Source organism: Phyllobacterium sp. CCNWLW109 (assembly GCF_037203905.1).
Lineage (GTDB): Bacteria > Pseudomonadota > Alphaproteobacteria > Rhizobiales > Rhizobiaceae > Phyllobacterium > Phyllobacterium ifriqiyense.
The window spans coordinates 847072-864755 of the sequence record NZ_JBBCBK010000002.1 but is presented as its reverse complement, the minus strand read 5'-3'; the positions used below and the strand labels follow the sequence as shown (position 1 = coordinate 864755).

Sequence of the window (17684 nt, the reverse complement as noted above, 5' to 3'; positions counted from 1 at the left end):
ACTGAGTCTCTCACTGTAAGCAGTCAGTTTCCTTGTACAATCTTCGTTTCAAGCGGATATGCGCCTTTTGTTGCGCGCCAATGCGCCACAGCAAAGCCAAGCAGAACAATTGCAAAAAGCTGGTGAAGCAATCCGAGCCCGATCGGCACTTGCATAAGCAACGTGGTAATGCCGATTGCGGCCTGAGCAGCGACCAGCAGCGCGAAGAAAACTGCACGTCGGGCATGCGTCGTCTCAGGCGCCATGCGCGTGGTTGAGAAAGCATGCCAGATCGCCATGGCAAAGACGAAATAAGCAAAGATGCGATGGACGAATTGCACAGTCTTCGGGTTTTCAAAGAAATTGTGCCAAATCGGCTGAATAGGAAACATGTCGCCCGGGATGATTGAGCCATCCATTAGCGGCCAGGTATTATAGGACAGCCCCGCATCAAGGCCAGCAACGAGGGCGCCAAGATAAATCTGAATGAATACAAGCACGACCAGCCAGCCGGAAAAGCGCTGAATGGGGCGATCTGCCGGTTTTTCAGTATAGACCGCCAAACCTCTTGCCACGTACATGACGGCTGCGAAAATAATGCAAGCCAAAGTCAAATGTGTAGCGAGACGGTATTGGCTGACATCGACCCGAACAGCCAGCCCTGAGGCGACCATCCACCAGCCTACGGCACCTTGCAGACCGCCTAGCGCCAAAATACCAATCATGGGCCATCTGAGGCGTCGCTCGAGTCGGCCCGTAAGCCAGAAGAAAGCCAGCGGCAGGGCAACAAGAAAACCAACGCCCCGAGCAAGGAACCTATGAGACCACTCCCACCAGAAAATCTGCTTGAACTCAAACAGGCTCATGCCTTTGTTCAATTGTTGATACTGCGGAATCTGCCTGTATTTATCAAACTCTTCCATCCACTGGTCATATCCAATAGGCGGAATAATACCGTGGATCGGCTTCCATTCGGTGATGGAGAGGCCCGAACCCGTCATACGCGTGGCACCACCCACGAACACGATGGTCGCCAGCACCACCAGCACCACATACAACCAGATACGGATATGCTGGCGATTTCTCGCTTCGCGATCCTGCACCAAGACAAGCGCGTCTTCGGACGTAATATGGGCGGCCATGCAAAAACTCCTTAGAGCCGGATAGGTGAAGCATCTTGCGGTGCATGACAAGCGGCGCTTACGCGACACGCCGTCGCGTTTGCAAGCCTCGCGTGGCTTTTTCGCTTTTCGAGTGAGGATTTAACAGATAGATCAACCTAACGCTCAATTGGATAGCAAAATGCCCGTAAGGCTGAAGAAACTCATCGGAACATTTTTCCTGGTCGCGCTGGTCTGCGTCTACGCCATTGTCGCGACAATTTTTGCTGTGGCTCTCCTTGGCAATGCCAGCCCGTGGATCCACCTGCTCTACTTCTTCGGCACAGGCATATTGTGGGTGGTCCCGGCGATGTTCATCATCAGCTGGATGGAGAAGGCGCCCAAGACCAAAATCTAGGCACTCAAGCCTGAATAATCCGCCTGCCCGCATTGGCGATAGGTGTGGTCGCACCACTCATCATGGTTTTCGCATAAACCAACTTCTGGAAACGCCCATTGATCGAAATGCGCGGCAATATATGCATGTGAGCCCGATGTTCGGCTTGGATGGTGCCGTGACGGGTTGTCACTGCCGAAACAAAACCTTCCTGCGCCGCCAATGATGCCTCACGATCACCCGCCGCTCTCACCGAGCCATAAGGATAGGCGAAATGCTGCGGTCGTTTGCCCAATTTTTCTTCCAGCATATCTGCGGATTGCCGCATTTCGAAAGAAACCATCTCAGGTGTCAATCGCTTGAGATTGTAGTGATGAACGGAATGCGCGCCGATTGTGCATAGCGGATCGGTGGCGATCTGACGCAATTCCTTCCAGTTCATAACATCGCGATCGGCAGCGACACCGCAAATCATGTTCTGGGCGTCACACATTTCCCGCAAGACAGGCATTTGCTGGAGTTCGGTCAGTGTTTCGGTGAAATAGCGCATCAAGGCGTGAAATGTCGCGCGCTTCTGGAACATTGTTGCGCAACGCCATTCCTGGCCGTTCGGTGCCTTGATGAAGCTAGCCTTGGCGACGAGAAGTTCCAGCACCTCCCACCACAAAACAGCCGCGCCTTCTATAAGACCGGGCGTTGCATAAACCGTGAAAGGCGCACGGTGTTTTTGAAAGACCGGATAGGCATGATGGAGATTATCACTATAGCCATCATCAAGCGTAACCGCCGCAAAACGGCGCTCGCCCTTTGAGCCGGATGCAATGCGGGCGACGGCTTCATCCATGGAAACCAGCTCAGTATCTTCCGATTTGAGGGATACCAGTATTGTATCGAGAAAGGCTGGAGAGATTGAGAGCGAACGATTGACGCCGAGCGGACTTGTGCAGTCCGGCCGCACCCTGTGCAGCATGATGATTGAACCGAGACCGCCAAGACGCGCGCGTGACCGCGATGCAAAGCCGCTATGCCAAGCCAGCCTCATCACGGCCTTGCGTATTAAATCGGCCGCGTGGACCATTCCTTCACCAACTTTGATTTATGTAGAAGCAACAGGATAGTTATTGCTCCAATAGAGCATAGTGAATGCTGATGATATATCGAATACCTTCGTCGTAAATCGTCTTTTCGTGGAACGCAAGAATGAACCATCGGCAGCTTGAAGCAAAAATACTGATCGATGGCCGTGATGTCGAGGCTGCCTGGTTTAAACTTGGTGCGGATCTCATCTCGGGAGCCTCGCAAACGGCGCGTTGGCTCACGCTCTGGCAATCTCTGGTCAATCGCGATTGCCTTGTCGCGGCGCTTTATCGCGAGGAGCAACCAGTCCTTATCCTGCCGCTGGAAATCCGGCAAACCGGGCCGCTACGTATCGCGATATATGCTGGCGGTCCTCATGCGAATTGCAATTTTCCCGCTATGTCGCCAGGGCAAAACATCACGGTGGACGCGCTTCGTTCGCTCTTCGACGCCCTGCATCATGCGCGTCCCGATATCGACCTTGTGTCGCTGACCCGTCAGATGGGCGAACTTGGCGGCGTTGCAAATCCCCTGATGCAAATTCCAAGCAGGGTTAACGCAAATATAAGCCTTGCCATCACGCTGAATAGAAATTTCGAGACGGTTCTCGCCAGGGGCAATGCGAAGCGCAAAAAGAAAAAACACGGGCACGATATGCGCCGGTTTGAGGATGCAGGGGGCTTCAGCATCATCACTGCGACAACGCCGGAAGAGACCAATGCGATGCTCGATAATTATTTCGAGCATAAAGCAACGCGGTTGGCACAGGCGGGGATTAAAAACACTTATGAACCAGCGGGCGTGAAGGACTTCTTCAAGCAGCTTTTTGCGGAGGAAGCCGCCGCGCCCTCGCCGCGTTTTCAGCTGAAAGCCTTGAAGGTTGCCGGGCAATATCGTGCAGTCCTTGGAAAATCTTATGCTGCACGTCAGACTTTCATCGATTTCGTCGGAATTGCTGAAGACGACCTGATTAGCGCAAGTCCGGGCAAGTTTCTATTCTTTGAAGATATTGCTGCAAGCTGCCAGACCGATTTGGATATTTATAGTTTTGGCATCGGGGATGAACCCTATAAGCGCAGCTGGTGTGATATTGAGCTGCCGACCTATGATACCGATATCAGCCTTACGGCAAAGGGCAGGATTTTCCAGGTATGGCTTCAGGTTCGCCGCAAGCTGGTGCGCATGATGAAGCAGAATGAATTTGTCTGGGCAAAGGTGAAAAAATTGCGCTCAATGTTGCGCGGCGCGCGCCGAAGTTAAGCCCGGCGCACGAGTCTGCCAGCTTCCAGCCACAACTCGCCAGGATGGAAGGGCGTCAGCAGATTTGGCTCAAGAAAGCGCGCATCATAAACGGCTTTTGCAGTGGCAGTCACGTCCGGATCATCCGGATTGACCACGCCGAGAATAAGCTCTGTGCCCTCAGCCAGCAAATGCTTCAGCTCGGAAACGGTAGACGGGCCGCTATCGACGACAACCAGATCATAGGCAGACTGCAAGGCGGTCAGAATCATTGGCAGACGCCCGACCGATTGCATAGCCTTTACCGGATCATGATTGCCGAGCGGAATAATTTCGGCCTGTGAGTAGTGATCGAGATGAATAACATCGCTGAAGTGTTTTTCAGAGACGAGCAGATCGGTGATGCCGGGTAAGCTACCATTATCCAGCATGGAACGCCCGATCTCCGGTGAACCGGTCATATCAACGAGAATCACGCGTACGCCCCTGTCCGCCAGTTCGCGCACCAGCAGGATCGTCAAGGCGGACGCTTCATCGCCCTCTGGCGAGACGATGACAGCCCTCGCCGCGCCACTTGCCATGATTCGATCAGCGACAATGGCGACACTGGTATGATCGGTTTCTATCGACTGAAGCGTCTCCGGCATGATCGGCAGCGGAGCAGACTTGTCTGATGCAGATTGAATCTCTTCTGTGGCCGGTACAGCAGCCACTGCCGCTACAGGTGGGGACATGGTTGCGGGCTGATCGATGGGCCGCGCCGGCACTTCATAAGCGCCCGATACAGGACGCAAGGCCCGGCCACTGAACAGCGCGTGGAGAAGGGTCCCAATGCTCAAGATCAACAATGAAGCCACGAAGGCAGCGAGCGTCATCGGAACCTTTTTGGGGAAGTAAGGTTCGATTGGGCGATCGGCGCGAGAGAAAATGCGAGCATCAGCAGGCATGTAGCCTCGATCTGTGCGCGACGATGCCTCGCGGTAACGCGTAAGATAGGATTCGAGCAGTTGGCGCTGGGCCGTCGCTTCGCGTTCCAGCGCCCGCAACTCCACTTCTTCCTCACCGGCCCGCGATGACTGCGCCTTGAGCTGGTTCAGGGAACGATTCAGCTCTGCCTCACGCAAGCGCGCAGTTTCTGCTTCGTTTTCAAGGCTTGCCAGCACCTTGCGCGCTTCGAGGCGTATCTGATTGTTCAAGTCGGCAAGCTGCGAGCGCAATGCCCTTATTCTGGGATGTCCGCTAAGCAGTGAAGCTGACAGGTCAGCAATGTCGTTGTTAAGCTGGACCTGGCGTTCGCGCAGCCGCTGGATCAAAGGCGAAGCAATGACATCCGGCAGGGTTTCCGCCTGCGCGCCACTTTGCAATGCTGCCCGTACGCTTGCTGCGCGCGCTTCGCTTGCGGCCCTGTTGGCGCGAACGCGTGACAATTCACTGGAAAGTTCCGAAAGCTGCTGGGTCGCCAGCACCGCATTATTCTGCCCAATCAAGAGATCGGACGAACTGCGATAGGCCGCAACCTTGGCCTCCGCATCCTTGACCCGCTTGCTCAAGTCCGCGATCTCTGGCTGTAGCCAGCCCGTGGCATCCGTATTTATTTCGGACTTCGCCGCCTGCTGCATAGCCATGTATTCATCTGCGATAGCATTGGCGACCGAGGCAGACAAATCCGCATCTTTCGACGAAAATTGGACGACAATAACGCGGGACGCCTGAACACTGTAAACCAGCAGGCGGTCGCGCAGTGCCTGAAGAATATAGTCTGCACGCGTTTCATCGCTCAAGTTACGGCCCAGCCCCACACTATCCAGAAGCCTGGACAACATTGAGGGTTCGGCGCTTGCGGTCAGCTCGGCATTTTTTGCCAGATCAAGCTTGGTGATGACGTTGCGCAAAACATCGGATGAACCGATCAATTCAACCTGGCTTTTGATCGCTTCCTGATCAACCACAGGACGATCATCAGTCTGCTGATTGGCCGGACGAGTGAATACGGATTCACGCGCTTCGATAAGGATACGTGTTTCAGCACGATATTTCGGCGAGACCATAGAGAGAGCGATGAAGGTCAGAACGGTGACAAGCAATGTACCAATGATGATGCGACGCTTGTTTTGCCATAGACTGGCAAACAGCGCACCCATATCGATGTCTACATCAGTGCCTGTGGATTTGGCCTGAGCCATGCGATCACCCCATACCATATGCCTTAAGGGTAAAGACTTATGGTAACCACCAAGTTAAGACTTTTGCGCCCAGAACAGCCTTCTCATATCGCGAGCTTTACCAGCCATTAACCCTAATGAATTGATAATGCACCCAGAGAATCGACAAGCGCGTTGCCAAGTTAGGGTCCGAATCGTGTTCAGCAAGCAGATATTTCTGGTATCAATCGGCATTGCCTGCATGACGCTTGGTGGTTGCGCCAGTTATCGCCCAGCGCCGCCTGCATTTAACGAGGCGATCAACAAGCCATATATGCTCGATGCGGGTGACCGAATCCGCCTGACGGTCTTTGAGCAGGACGGCATTACCAACACCTATAGTGTCGATCAGGCCGGCTATATTTCCATTCCGCTGATTGGCAGCGTGCCAGCGCGCGGCAAGACCATCCAGCAGATCGAGGCAGCAGTGGCAGCCAAGCTCAAGCAGGGATATTTGCGCGAGCCCGATGTTGCCGTCGAGATTGATCGCTATCGGCCCATCTTCATCATGGGCGAAGTGGGCGCTGCAGGCCAATATTCTTATGTTCCGGGCATGACCGCCCAGAAAGCCATTGCTGCCGCGGGTGGATTTAGCGCTCGCGCCAATCAAGGCGACGTCGATATTACGCGGCAATTTAATGGTGAAAGCCTCACAGGGCGTGTGACTATCTCAGATCAGGTATTGCCCGGCGACACGATCTACGTGCGCGAACGCTTTTTCTGATCGGCGCACATGAAGACCAGCCGGTCACTCCGTATTGTTCATTGCTTCAGGGCTCCCGTAGGTGGCGTCTTTCGGCATGTCCGCGATCTGGTTGCTGCGCAGAATGCCGCGGGGCATCAAGTTGGCGTAATCTGCGACGCAACAATTGGAAGCGAACTCGAGGAACAACTCCTCGCCGAACTTGGCGTCGGGCTGGCTTTGGGACTAACGCGTATTCCAATGCAAAGGCAGATTGGGTTACGCGATGCCGTAGCGGCATTCAGGACATACAAGACAATCAAGAAATTGAAGCCTGAGATTCTGCATGGGCACGGCGCCAAAGGCGGCACCTATGCAAGAATATTCGGCTCGCTGTTACGGGTATCTGGTGCAAGCGTTGCCCGTTTTTATTCGCCGCATGGCGGTAGTCTCCATTACGATCCGACGAAACTTTCCGGAAAACTGATTTTCCGGATCGAGCGGCTGATGGAGCGAATGACGGATCGCATTATATTTGTTTCAAAGTTCGAGCGCGAAACCTATGTGCGGAAAGTTGGAGAGCCCCACTGCCCCAATGCTTTGATCCATAATGGGCTGTCCGCACAAGAGTTTGATCCGGTCGTCGAGAACGACAATGCCGCAGATTTTCTCTTCATCGGAGAATTACGCGCGCTGAAAGGGCCCGATATTTTCATTGAGGCTCTTGCAAAGGCCAGCAAAGCAAGCGCGCGGAAGTTTACTGCCGTTATTGTTGGTGATGGGAGAGACCGCGCATCACTGGTGGAACAGGCCGTATTGATACGGGAGCAGACCGATATAAGGTTCCTGCCTCCCATGAAGGCCAGAGACGCTTTCCGCCTTGCAAAAATTGTGGTGGTGCCTTCGCGCGCTGAAGCCTTGCCCTATATTGTTCTGGAGGCATTGGCAGCTGGAAAGGCTTTGATCGCCAGCCGGGTGGGTGGAATTCCAGAAATTCTGGGCGATCAATCGCTGGCACTGGTCAGGCCCGACGCAACCGAACTTGCCCAGAAAATACTGACTGCCATTGGCGATGTTGCAGCCTATCGCACCGTCCTGCCGGATATGGACGATCTGAAAAAGAACTTCAGCGCCAGCAGTATGGCAGCCCGGTTGGAAACCGAATATTTCGTTTCACTTGGTCACTAATTATCAAACCTTTCTTAGTGCCTATATGCTACCTAAGGTAGTATTATGAGAGATAACAACGCAAAACCGAAGCTCACTCGCGAGTCCGTTCGTAATCTGGTGTCCGATGAAGAAGCTTCAACGGGCAAAAGCAGCCTGAGCCCTGTCGCCTACACGATTGCGTCACAATATGCGCAATCAACCAACTCGCCGGTAATGATCAGCGGCATCATGCGGATCATCGAGTTCATGATCGTGGCGGTTACGGGCATCGCGATCTATATTTTCTATGTGGGCGCATCGCCGAGCTTGTTTCTGCACTATTTGCTGGCAGTCGTGGTCACCGCAACCGCGACTGTTTTCATGTTGGAGCTGAGCGACAGTTACCAGCTTGCTACGATGCGCGATCCTTTCAGCAAGTTCGGGCGGCTTGTCATCATATGGTCGGGCGTTTTCGCGATGATGTCGCTGGCAGCCTTCTTCCTCAAAATATCCGAAGACTATTCGCGTGTCTGGTTTGGCGCCTGGTTTCTTTGCGGACTGGTTTTGTTTGTTGCATTTCGGCTCATCATGTCCCGGTTGATCCGGCGCTGGGCACGTAATGGCAAGATGGAGCGGCGGGCCGTTCTCGTCGGTGGCGGCAAACCCGCCGAAGACCTCATCCGTTCCATCGAGCAGCAACCCTATAATGATATTCGCATTTGCGGGGTCTTTGACGATCGCGACGCAAAACGTTCACCGCCTATTGTTGCTGGTTACCCGAAGCTTGGCAATATTTCAGAGCTCATCGAGTTTGCGCGGATAGCGCATATCGATATGCTCATCGTTTGCCTGCCTATAACGGCTGAAGAGCGCGTACTCTCGCTTTTGAAGAAGCTCTGGGTGCTGCCGGTCGACATTAGACTATCGGCCCACAACAACCATTTGCAATTCCGTCCACGCGCTTATTCCTATATCGGCTCAGTGGCGATGATCGATCTGTTTGACAAGCCGATCAATGATTGGGACTCGGTCGCCAAACGCGCTTTTGACATCTTCTTCAGTCTCTTCGGCATTCTCGTTTTCAGCCCGATCATGCTGGCTACAGCGCTTGCGATCAGACTGGAAAGCAAGGGTTCTGTCATTTTCAAGCAACAGCGCCACGGCTTCAATAATGAGATCATCGAGGTCTGGAAATTCCGTTCCATGTATACGGAAATGTGCGACCCGACGGCGCGCAACGCAGTTGTCAAAAATGATCCGCGTGTCACTCGTGTGGGCCGTTTCATCCGCAAGACTTCCATCGATGAACTGCCCCAATTTTTCAACTCGCTGATGGGGACCCTGTCGCTTGTCGGGCCTCGTCCTCACGCCATAGCGGCCCACTCCCACAATCTTCTCTACAATGATGTGGTGGATGGCTACTTTGCCCGGCACCGGGTTAAACCAGGCGTGACAGGGTGGGCCCAAATCAACGGCTGGCGCGGAGAGATCGACTCGGACGACAAGATCAAGATGCGCACGGAGTTCGATCTTTATTATATCGAAAACTGGTCGCTTTGGTTTGATTTGAAAATTCTGCTGCTTACCCCTATCCGCCTGCTGAATACGGACAACGCCTATTGAGCACTGTTACGCATCGCGACTTACCAAGCGGGATAGATCGCGCCACCAAGAACCGCGCGCTCATCCGGCTCATTTCGAATTTTGCGGTGGGTTTCGGTGTATTCCTGAGTGGTTTCGTCATCGACGAACCTGCTCCATACGAACTTTACATGGCGGGCCTGATCGCGATTTGGGCCTTGTTCGGCCTCAGGCTCTCGCAGGTTAGCGGCGCGCTTCTTGCCATATTGGTGATCTTCAATATTGGCGGCGTTATCTCGATGGGACAGATGTCCGATCTGAAAACCGCACCCATGTATCTCGCCGTATCGCTGTTCTTGTCGCTGACGTCCGTCTTCTTCGCTGCCATCGTTAAAAACGACTACCGCGTGCTCAACATCATCTTTGGCGGTTATGTGCTGGCAGCGATATGTACCTCGCTGCTCGGCATTCTCGGCTATTTCAATGCCTTTCCCGGTTCAGAGCTCTTTACGCGCTACGGACGGGCGATGGGTGCTTTTCAGGATCCGAATGTTTTCGGGCCATTTCTCATGCTGCCCTTTGCCTGGTTATTGCACGGCATACTGGCGGGAAGTTTGCGCGCCCTGCCCTTGCGCCTCGTACCAATTCTGATTTTGACACTGGCAATCTTTCTCTCATTTTCACGGGCGGCGTGGGGCATGGCGCTGCTCATCATTGCCGGGATGGCGCTGCTGCTGTTCATTCACAACCCCAGCCCGTTGTTTCGCCTGCGGATCATCATCATGGCGATCGTGGCCGTTGCGCTGGCATTGATTGCAATTGTCATCGCATTGCAGATCCCCAGCGTGGCCGAGCTTTTCAATGCGCGCGCACAACTGGTTCAGGATTATGATGATGCGCAGTTCGGTCGCTTCGCCCGCCACTGGTATGGTTTATTAATGTCTATCGACCACCCTCTCGGCATTGGGCCGTTGGAGTTTGGCCCCATCTATGGCGAAGACACACATAATATCTGGCTTAAAGCACTGCTGGATTATGGTTGGATCGGTTTTGCCAGTTATTTGCTGCTCACCATGCTCACTCTCGGACTTGGGTTACGCATCCTTTTCCGTGACCGGCCCTGGCAGCCATATCTCCTATGCGCCTATCTTGCCTACCTCACACATGTGGTGGTGGGAAACGTTATCGATATAGACCATTGGCGCCATTTTTATCTGCTGGTCGGGGTTATATGGGGATGCGTTGCGCTTGAGGTGGCAAATAAACGCCAAGAAAAATGACAGTAATACTGCCATGTCCTGCAACTGAAAATAGTACAATGCACGCGTTTTTAATGAATTTCTGTCGTTTTCTGCAATTGAATGAATCGACTTCAGCTGGTTTTTTAGTTCAATGAGGCATTTCTATCAGCAAAATCCAGAAACAGGATGAAGGCCATAGTCGATTTTTTAAAAAAGAATAACCCAAACTATTCCACTTCTGATGGTGAACTTATGCAGCAGGCGCTCGATATTGCCGCTGCAAAATTGGGAATTTGCGAAGAGAACAAACATGAGCGCAGTTCACTCATTCGGTTTGTTCGCGCTGCCTTTATCATCGGCAACCGCGATGTGGATGCCATCGCAAGTTTCACTGTGAACGCAATTCTTATCAGGCGCAAAAACTCACATCGCTGACGCCTGCTTGCCTAATCGGGTTGCTCGGGCGGACAAGGCCAATTGGCTGGTGCGGTCAGCCCTTGTGGTAGCTTCGTCGCGCTATCGCCACATGCCAGATCAAGCTGTGCCTGCTGCAGACCCTTGGATGATGAAAGATCAAGTCCTTCTATTCGCGTGCGAAACATGAACGCCTTGTCAAAGTTCAGCGTTCCTTCGGTCGTCGCACCCGTCAGATCAGCGCGCGACAGATTGGCCAGACTGAAATTGACGCCTGAAAGATTGGCCTTCTGGAAAATGGCACGCCCAAGCTCGGCCTTGGCCAAATTGGCCGATGACAAATCCGCCTGCGAGAAATTTGCGCGCTGCAACTCCGAACTGGCGAATGTGGCACTGGCGGCGGACAGTTTGGTGAAATTTGAGCGATAGGCTTCAATACGATTGAAGTTGGCTTTCGCGGCGGACGCCTCGGCGAGCGAAGCTCTTATCAGCGTGGCCTTTTCAAAATTGGCGCTGTTCACATTGGCGGTGCTCAAATCCGTGCCGGTGAAATCGGTTCCCGAAAGATTTGCACCTTCAAGGTTACTTCCAGGGATAATGATGCTGCGCTTGTTGCATTCACTCCAGTCAAGCCCCGGCTCCGCCATGCTTCCGCATTGTGCAGCTGATGCGCTGCCCGCCACTGCCAAGCCAGCAATAACTGCAAGCAATGCCAATAGACGACGCGCAATTTGAGGATTGGTGACAATACGCATTCATTCGCTCCCATGACCCATTTACCAGTCATATTATTTAAGTAGCGCTGAGTGTCACAGAATAACAGTGCAAATGGCAAAAAAGGGCGGGCAAGCAATGCCGAACCTTATTCCGCTTTGAAACTATACCAGGCTTTTGTGATTCCTACAGAAAATGGTCGGAGTGGCCGGATTCGAACCGACGACCCCTTGACCCCCAGTCAAGTGCGCTACCGGGCTGCGCTACACTCCGACATTTTCTATAAGTGCGTGGTGCAACCAAGCTTTGCTCAGATGCAAGATACGCAATCACGGCGAAATCCCTAGATTACTGAGCTTTTTATAGCAATACCTAAAGCCAAAGAAATAAGACAAACTCCACACAATGCATGCCATCCAAGGAGCTTGGCGCCGGATGCCCGGCAATTTTGCGTCAGTTCCGGCGCTGGTCGAGGATGGCAGGAGGTTCTTGACCGACATAGATATTGGCTTCAATTGCGGCTTCAACGAATATCGTCCGCGCGGCACTCACCGAGACAATGCCGGATTGCGCTTCATAGCACGCCACACGCGCTTCCAGATGCAAAGAAGATCTCTTTTTCGGCCAACCATTGAGCAAAAACGCAGCTGCCTCACTTATTGACGAAATAGTTTCGTTCCGACCGGTCTGATTATTTTCCAGGATGACAGGAAGAAATTCAAGGTTAACCATTGGGACCCCATTTAATCCCCTTCTTTTCAGTAAAGGGCTTCCATCCTTGGCAGATGGCCAAGACTGAACTGATTTTCTCATTGGTGAGTCGATATATCCGCCAATACGCGGGCCAGCGTGACGCGAGAGTGACGCGTAATTGTAATCAAATTGCCGGCCCATTTTCGTCCAATGCCACAACCCCAAACGCTTATTTTGCAAGGATTTTTCGCAGTAACCGGGTGGCTGCCTGACATTGCTCCTATCGAAACTTGCCAATAAGTTGATATCAACCTATTGTGGGCTGATGAATCGCATGACGGCCCAACCGGGTTTGAACTCACCTTTCCAGCAGACAGCAGTTTTTGACGCATGTGAGGAGATGCCTAATGAACAGCAATGAAACGCTCGTACCAGCACAGGAATTGGCCCTGAAAAATGGTGCACGCTATCCCAATGAAAGCGAAGAATATCGAAAAGCCCGCAATGCCCTGCTTGCGGAGGAGATCGAACTTCGCAGGCATATTGAACGCGTAGCTCAACAACGCCGGGCCTTGCCACTGGGAGGAACAGTGACGGGGCTCTACAAATTTGAGGGAGAAAACGGGCCTGCGGACTTCGCCGACCTGTTTGGCGACAAACAAACATTGATCATTTACAGCTATATGTTCGGTCCCCAACGCCAAAGACCCTGCCCCATGTGCACATCACTTCTGTCATCCTGGGATGGCGAGGCAAAGGATGTCGGCCAACGCGCTGCACTTGCTGTCGTCGCACGATCACCGATTGACCGGCTGCTCACTTTCAAGAAAGAGCGCGGCTGGCAGGGCCTCAATCTTTATACTGATCTGACAGGAGACTACAGCCGGGACTATGTCAGCGCGGATGACGAGGACGATACAGCCATCAACGTTTTTACCCGGCGGGACGGCACCATCCGGCATTTTTGGAGTGCCGAAATGGGCGGAGCAACAGCTGATCCGGGGCAAGATCCGCGAGGTGCACCCGATCCCATGCCGCTTTGGACCATTCTGGATATGACACCCGAAGGAAGGGGTAGCGACTGGTATCCCAAACTTGACTACAGAACCTAAGGCTCACAGGCCTTATCAACCGGTACAAACGGACCAGTAGCGCCATGGCGAAACATGGCCGCTAAAGCTATGCATTAATCCAGGTGATTAAAATCGGAACATTCGCCGAACCACACCGTTATAGCTCGTGTGTTAAACAGGAGCATTCAACTATGGCGATATTTTCCAAGAACGCAGACGATGTGCAGGGTGACGTAGAGGCGCAGATTGCTGCATTACGCAAGGAAATCTCCAAGATTTCTTCAAGTCTGTCGGATTTGGGCTCCGAGCGGTTTGACGAGGTTCGCCGCGTTGCGGCTAAACAAGCACGTTACGCGGCCGATACCGCAAAGCAAAACCCGGTTGCCACCCTCGCCATCGTAGCAGGGGCAGCATTGTTGATCGGTTTCTTCTCACGCCGTTAATTTGAAGGATCAGCATCATGGACGATATAGCCGATGCAATTCAAAGTGAGGCAGACAAGGCTCGCCTGAAAAGCGAGATCGCCCAGTTGAAACGCGATCTTGCTGCAATAACGAAAACGCTGGCGGATAAGGGAGCCAGGGTTTTCGATGACCTTACCGAAGATGATGACGATGAAGACTATTCCTCGACCGCGCACACAATCCGGCGGCGAGGTATTCAAGCTGCCGGAGCAATCGGTCATCAGGCCAAACGGATCGGTGACATTCCGACCCAAAATTCAATTTCGACATTGGTAATGATCGCCGGTCTCGGCGTTATCATCGGAATGCTGGCAACCCGGCCCTAGTGCCGGGTTCATATGACAGGCAAACTTTAACGAACCTGATCGAGCAGGCGCTTGCATTCAAGAAGATCAAACAATGTTTCCTGCAACAGAGCGCGATTATCTTTCGACAAGCGCTTGCCATCGGCGGCTACAGGCCCTTCATCATCGCCCTTGATCAATCCGAACAGGCGGCGCCCATGTGGCGCCGCTTTTGGCGCGCCCATAACAGCGGCTTCTTCATCAGCATCTGCCCTGCTCTGTTCCGCCGCCAAGGCTTCTTCCTGGCGTGCATGAGCCTGTTTCTGCTGACTGATCGTCTCTGCCGCTGCAATATCACCGCTGCCGAGAGCTATGATGAATTGCGTGCCATTCTCGCGCAGAAGACGCTGAACGCCCTTGATCGTATAACCCTGATCATAAAGAAGATGACGGATGCCCTTGAGCAGATCGACGTCGAGCGGACGGTAATAACGTCGTCCACCGCCCCGCTTCATTGGCTTGATATGCGTGAATCTGGTTTCCCAAAAGCGCAGGACGTGCTGTGGCAAATCCAGATCTTCGGCAACTTCGCTGATGGTTCTAAATGCGTCGGGACTCTTGTCCATGATTCCACCTTTGAGCCAAAGCGTTACTGCACCCTTTGCGCCAGATAGACCAAGCCTTGCTTTCGCAAGGTCCCAATCCATCCTTATTTTCGCATCGGCTTACCCGAAAACCGGATTCCACTTTTGGCCGATGCTACAGCGCATGGTGCGTTAAGGAGAATTCTGATTCGACGTGTATTTCAGCGGTTTATCAGCAATTTTTCAAGCTCAGTCCGAGATCGGCCCACAGCAATCTCGTCCAAGCATGCATGATAATACCGATCAGGCCGACTTTTTCTTCCGGGTTTGATGCGAACGCAAAATGCGCTGCTTCAACACATTGGACGCCTTAAATGTCATGACGCGACGCGGCAGGATCGGAACCTCCTCACCTGTTTTCGGGTTGCGCCCGATCCGTTCATTCTTGTCCCGGACCTGAAATGTCGCAAAAGACGACAGTTTTACGGTCTCGCCGCGGACGATTGCATCACAAACCTCGTCAAGAATGGTTTCGACAAGTGACGCTGACTCGGTGCGTGAAAGCCCTACCTTGCGATAGACTGCTTCAGCCAGATCAGCGCGCGTAATGGTTTTACCCCCCATACGATCTCAAAGCTCTCGTTTTATTGCAAAACTATCGGTGACAGCGGAAGTTATAGGATGAAAACTGATCGGGCAAGCAGGATGGGGAACTTCGTTACCTAATCTGCCAACCCAACCGGATTACTACCAACGTAGCAGAACTGCACCCCACGTAAAGCCCCCACCCATGGCTTCAAGCAGCACAACATCACCCTCTTTGATTCGACCGTCCGAAACAGCCGTCTCAAGCGCTAAGGGTACTGAAGCAGCAGAAGTATTTCCGTGTTGGTCAACAGTTATGACGACCTTTTCGGAAGGCAAATCCAGCTTCTTTGCGGTGGCATCGATAATGCGCTTATTGGCCTGGTGTGGAACAAACCAATCGATATCCGCTGCTGTAATTCCTGCATCGGAAAGCGATGCTTCAATAACATCCGTGACCATGCCCACGGCATGTTTGAAAACCTCGCGGCCCTCCATGCGAAGGTGACCAACAGTCTGCGTCGAGGACGGTCCGCCATCGACATACAACTTTTGCTTGTGGGAGCCATCCGACCGGAGATTGGCTGTCAGTATGCCACGGTCAGAGGTCAAGCCGCGTCCTTCATTGGCCTCAAGAATCAGAGCACCAGCGCCATCTCCAAAGAGCACGCAGGTGGTGCGGTCATTCCAATCCAGGATGCGCGAAAATGTTTCAGCGCCTATCACCAGAACACGCTTGGCCATGCCACCGCGAATATAGAGATCGGCTGTTGTGACGGCATAGACAAAGCCGGAGCATACAGCCTGCATATCGAAGGCAAACCCATGGGTCATGCCAAGACGGGCCTGAATGTCGACAGCGGAGGCTGGAAACGTATTGTCCGGCGTGGATGTTGCCAGAATGATGAGATCAATATCGTCGGGCGTCATTCCCGCATTGTCGAGCGCAGCACGAGCCGCTGCTTCGCCCAGCGTTACAGTTGTCTCGCCCTCGCCTGCAATATATCGCTGACGGATGCCTGTACGCTGTACGATCCATTCATCAGTGGTTTCGACAACGCCTTCAAGATCGGCATTTTTTACCAGACGAGCCGGCTTGGCCGACCCTATCCCTTTGACAACGGAGCGGATCATTTAATTTCCTGTTGGTCTATTTCAACGTCCGCCTCGGCATCACCCTCACCTTTGAAGGCAACACCGACCGGGCTCTTGTGAAAGTGGCTCAGATCGGCAGCAATCTTATCCAGCAACCCATTCTTGGCCATGTCGTAACCTACGTCTATGGCAGCAGCAAAGCCGAGAGCATCCGTGCCGCCATGGCTCTTGATAACAATTCCGTTCAACCCGAGAAACACGCCGCCATTGGTCTTGCGCGGGTCGAGCTTCTCCCGCAGGCGGTCAAACGCGCCCTTGGCGAAAATATAACCGATCTTTGCCATCAGCGTGCGGCTCATGGCTTCGCGAAGATATTGGGCAAACTGTTTTGCCGTGCCTTCCGCTGCTTTCAACGCGATATTACCGGTGAAACCTTCAGTCACAACGACATCAACGGTGCCCTTGCCAATATCATCGCCTTCAACGAAGCCGTAATATTCCAGGCTTGGCAAGGGTATCTCACGCAAGATGCGTGCTGCATCCTTCACATCGTCCTGGCCTTTTATCTCCTCAACGCCAACATTCAAAAGACCAATCGTCGGGCGCTTGATCTCGAACAGTGCGCGCGCCATGGCAGATCCCATGACGGCATAATCAACAAGCTGCTGGGCATCAGCACCAATGGTTGCACCAATGTCCAGAACAATGCTTTCGCCGCGAAGTGTTGGCCAAATGCCTGCAATCGCCGGCCTTTCAACACTTGCCATGGTACGCAGGCAAAATTTTGACATGGCCATCAGAGCACCGGTGTTGCCTGCTGAAACGCAAACATCCGACTCGCCCGTCTTGACCGCTTCAATCGAACGCCACATGGATGACTTCCAGCGGCCATTGCGTAAGGCCTGACTGGGTTTTTCATCCATCCGTACCGAGACATCGCAATGATGAAACGTGGACGCTTTGGACAAGGCTTGATGCTTTGCCAAGAGCGGCTGAACTTCTTCTTCGCGCCCGAAAATCACAAAGTGGATATCGGGGTGGCGCTCCAGCGCCGTCGCCATGCCGGGAACTACGATCTCAGGACCGAAATCGCCGCCCATGGCGTCAATAGAAATTCTAATCACTCTTGATT

At 53.1% G+C, this 17684-nt stretch carries 19 protein-coding genes and 1 tRNA gene; 10 read left to right on the top strand and 10 right to left on the bottom strand.

The window, feature by feature from the left end:
* Window positions 1-23: 23 nt before the first annotated feature.
* Window positions 24-1121, bottom strand: coding sequence for a COX15/CtaA family protein (locus tag V9K92_RS09510; protein WP_115051701.1), 1098 nt, complete (start codon window positions 1119-1121; stop codon window positions 24-26).
* Between the two features lie 160 nt (window positions 1122-1281).
* Between V9K92_RS09510 and V9K92_RS09505 the strand changes: the two genes are divergently transcribed.
* Window positions 1282-1497: a DUF2842 domain-containing protein gene (locus tag V9K92_RS09505; protein WP_115051702.1), complete on the top strand. Its 216-nt coding sequence runs from the start codon at window positions 1282-1284 to the stop codon at window positions 1495-1497.
* 4 nt (window positions 1498-1501) lie between these two features.
* Here V9K92_RS09505 and V9K92_RS09500 read toward each other — a convergent pair whose 3' ends face one another.
* Window positions 1502-2554, bottom strand: coding sequence for a polysaccharide deacetylase family protein (locus V9K92_RS09500; RefSeq protein ID WP_337353846.1), 1053 nt, complete (start codon window positions 2552-2554; stop codon window positions 1502-1504).
* A gap of 122 nt (window positions 2555-2676) precedes the next feature.
* On the opposite strand from V9K92_RS09500, the gene V9K92_RS09495 reads away from it, so the two are divergent.
* Window positions 2677-3813 (top strand): GNAT family N-acetyltransferase, encoded by a 1137-nt coding sequence (locus tag V9K92_RS09495; protein WP_337353845.1) that lies wholly within the window; start codon window positions 2677-2679, stop codon window positions 3811-3813.
* Here V9K92_RS09495 and V9K92_RS09490 read toward each other — a convergent pair.
* A complete protein-coding gene (locus tag V9K92_RS09490; protein WP_337353844.1) occupies window positions 3810-5975 on the bottom strand; it encodes a GumC family protein in 2166 nt (721 codons plus the stop codon). The two genes, V9K92_RS09495 and V9K92_RS09490, sit on opposite strands and share 4 nt — an antisense overlap.
* A gap of 220 nt (window positions 5976-6195) precedes the next feature.
* On the opposite strand from V9K92_RS09490, the gene V9K92_RS09485 reads away from it, so the two are divergent.
* The 5 genes from V9K92_RS09485 to V9K92_RS09465 all read left to right on the top strand — a co-directional run bounded on the left by V9K92_RS09485 (window position 6196) and on the right by V9K92_RS09465 (window position 11081).
* The gene (locus V9K92_RS09485; RefSeq protein ID WP_336441926.1) at window positions 6196-6717 is read left to right on the top strand and encodes a polysaccharide biosynthesis/export family protein; all 522 of its coding nucleotides are present in this window, start codon (window positions 6196-6198) and stop codon (window positions 6715-6717) included.
* 9 nt (window positions 6718-6726) lie between these two features.
* Window positions 6727-7863, top strand: coding sequence for a glycosyltransferase (locus V9K92_RS09480; RefSeq protein WP_337353843.1), 1137 nt, complete (start codon window positions 6727-6729; stop codon window positions 7861-7863).
* A gap of 45 nt (window positions 7864-7908) precedes the next feature.
* On the top strand, window positions 7909-9447 hold the full coding sequence (locus V9K92_RS09475; protein WP_337353842.1) for an undecaprenyl-phosphate glucose phosphotransferase: 1539 nt from the start codon (window positions 7909-7911) through the stop codon (window positions 9445-9447).
* Complete coding sequence (locus V9K92_RS09470) at window positions 9444-10685, top strand: O-antigen ligase family protein (RefSeq protein WP_337353841.1); 1242 nt, start codon at window positions 9444-9446, stop codon at window positions 10683-10685. Before V9K92_RS09475 ends, V9K92_RS09470 begins: the two co-directional genes overlap by 4 nt.
* Window positions 10686-10898: 213 nt before the next feature.
* A complete protein-coding gene (locus V9K92_RS09465) occupies window positions 10899-11081 on the top strand; it encodes a hypothetical protein (protein ID WP_307284217.1) in 183 nt (60 codons plus the stop codon).
* 11 nt (window positions 11082-11092) lie between these two features.
* On the opposite strand, the gene V9K92_RS09460 is transcribed toward V9K92_RS09465, so the two are convergent.
* From V9K92_RS09460 to V9K92_RS09450, 3 genes are all read right to left on the bottom strand, one after another.
* Window positions 11093-11815 carry a pentapeptide repeat-containing protein gene (locus V9K92_RS09460; RefSeq protein ID WP_337353840.1) on the bottom strand — a complete coding sequence of 241 codons (723 nt, stop codon included), beginning with the start codon at window positions 11813-11815 and terminating at the stop codon, window positions 11093-11095.
* 155 nt (window positions 11816-11970) lie between these two features.
* Window positions 11971-12047, bottom strand: a tRNA-Pro gene (locus V9K92_RS09455).
* Window positions 12048-12227: 180 nt separating this feature from the next.
* Complete coding sequence (locus V9K92_RS09450) at window positions 12228-12707, bottom strand: DUF982 domain-containing protein (protein WP_337353839.1); 480 nt, start codon at window positions 12705-12707, stop codon at window positions 12228-12230.
* 167 nt (window positions 12708-12874) lie between these two features.
* Here V9K92_RS09450 and V9K92_RS09445 point away from each other — a divergent pair, with 167 nt between their 5' ends.
* The 3 genes from V9K92_RS09445 (at window position 12875) to V9K92_RS09435 (ending at window position 14330) form a co-directional block, all read left to right on the top strand.
* The gene (locus V9K92_RS09445; RefSeq protein WP_337353838.1) at window positions 12875-13579 is read left to right on the top strand and encodes a DUF899 family protein; all 705 of its coding nucleotides are present in this window, start codon (window positions 12875-12877) and stop codon (window positions 13577-13579) included.
* Window positions 13580-13731: 152 nt separating this feature from the next.
* Window positions 13732-13983, top strand: a complete 252-nt coding sequence (locus tag V9K92_RS09440) for a hypothetical protein (protein ID WP_337353837.1) — start codon at window positions 13732-13734, stop codon at window positions 13981-13983.
* Window positions 13984-14000: 17 nt separating this feature from the next.
* Window positions 14001-14330 carry a hypothetical protein gene (locus V9K92_RS09435; protein ID WP_307284201.1) on the top strand — a complete coding sequence of 110 codons (330 nt, stop codon included), beginning with the start codon at window positions 14001-14003 and terminating at the stop codon, window positions 14328-14330.
* 26 nt (window positions 14331-14356) lie between these two features.
* Here the strand turns inward: V9K92_RS09435 and V9K92_RS09430 are convergent, their stop codons facing one another.
* The 4 genes from V9K92_RS09430 to plsX form a co-directional block, all read right to left on the bottom strand.
* The gene (locus tag V9K92_RS09430; protein ID WP_115052180.1) at window positions 14357-14914 is read right to left on the bottom strand and encodes a MerR family transcriptional regulator; all 558 of its coding nucleotides are present in this window, start codon (window positions 14912-14914) and stop codon (window positions 14357-14359) included.
* 261 nt (window positions 14915-15175) lie between these two features.
* The gene (locus V9K92_RS09425; RefSeq protein ID WP_008128366.1) at window positions 15176-15496 is read right to left on the bottom strand and encodes an integration host factor subunit alpha; all 321 of its coding nucleotides are present in this window, start codon (window positions 15494-15496) and stop codon (window positions 15176-15178) included.
* A 123-nt stretch (window positions 15497-15619) separates the two neighbouring features.
* On the bottom strand, window positions 15620-16591 hold the full coding sequence (locus V9K92_RS09420) for a beta-ketoacyl-ACP synthase III (RefSeq protein ID WP_115051716.1): 972 nt from the start codon (window positions 16589-16591) through the stop codon (window positions 15620-15622).
* Entirely contained in the window at window positions 16588-17676 is a 1089-nt protein-coding gene (gene plsX / locus V9K92_RS09415; RefSeq protein ID WP_115051717.1) for a phosphate acyltransferase PlsX, read from the bottom strand. Before plsX ends, V9K92_RS09420 begins: the two co-directional genes overlap by 4 nt.
* Between the last annotated feature and the right edge of the window lie 8 nt (window positions 17677-17684).

Bases quoted from the DNA above. Each gene is read 5' to 3' on its own strand.
- V9K92_RS09495 (WP_337353845.1), top strand. From the start codon at position 2,677: ATGAACCATCGGCAGCTTGAAGCAAAAATACTGATCGATGGCCGTGAT.
- V9K92_RS09510 (WP_115051701.1), bottom strand. From the start codon at position 1,121: ATGGCCGCCCATATTACGTCCGAAGACGCGCTTGTCTTGGTGCAGGAT.
- V9K92_RS09480 (WP_337353843.1), top strand. From the start codon at position 6,727: ATGAAGACCAGCCGGTCACTCCGTATTGTTCATTGCTTCAGGGCTCCC.
- V9K92_RS09500 (WP_337353846.1), bottom strand. From the start codon at position 2,554: ATGGTCCACGCGGCCGATTTAATACGCAAGGCCGTGATGAGGCTGGCT.
- V9K92_RS09440 (WP_337353837.1), top strand. From the start codon at position 13,732: ATGGCGATATTTTCCAAGAACGCAGACGATGTGCAGGGTGACGTAGAG.
- V9K92_RS09435 (WP_307284201.1), top strand. From the start codon at position 14,001: ATGGACGATATAGCCGATGCAATTCAAAGTGAGGCAGACAAGGCTCGC.
- V9K92_RS09490 (WP_337353844.1), bottom strand. From the start codon at position 5,975: ATGGCTCAGGCCAAATCCACAGGCACTGATGTAGACATCGATATGGGT.
- V9K92_RS09430 (WP_115052180.1), bottom strand. From the start codon at position 14,914: ATGGACAAGAGTCCCGACGCATTTAGAACCATCAGCGAAGTTGCCGAA.
- V9K92_RS09465 (WP_307284217.1), top strand. From the start codon at position 10,899: ATGCAGCAGGCGCTCGATATTGCCGCTGCAAAATTGGGAATTTGCGAA.
- V9K92_RS09475 (WP_337353842.1), top strand. From the start codon at position 7,909: ATGAGAGATAACAACGCAAAACCGAAGCTCACTCGCGAGTCCGTTCGT.
- V9K92_RS09445 (WP_337353838.1), top strand. From the start codon at position 12,875: ATGAACAGCAATGAAACGCTCGTACCAGCACAGGAATTGGCCCTGAAA.
- V9K92_RS09460 (WP_337353840.1), bottom strand. From the start codon at position 11,815: ATGCGTATTGTCACCAATCCTCAAATTGCGCGTCGTCTATTGGCATTG.
- V9K92_RS09425 (WP_008128366.1), bottom strand. From the start codon at position 15,496: ATGGGGGGTAAAACCATTACGCGCGCTGATCTGGCTGAAGCAGTCTAT.
- V9K92_RS09485 (WP_336441926.1), top strand. From the start codon at position 6,196: ATGACGCTTGGTGGTTGCGCCAGTTATCGCCCAGCGCCGCCTGCATTT.
- V9K92_RS09420 (WP_115051716.1), bottom strand. From the start codon at position 16,591: ATGATCCGCTCCGTTGTCAAAGGGATAGGGTCGGCCAAGCCGGCTCGT.
- V9K92_RS09505 (WP_115051702.1), top strand. From the start codon at position 1,282: ATGCCCGTAAGGCTGAAGAAACTCATCGGAACATTTTTCCTGGTCGCG.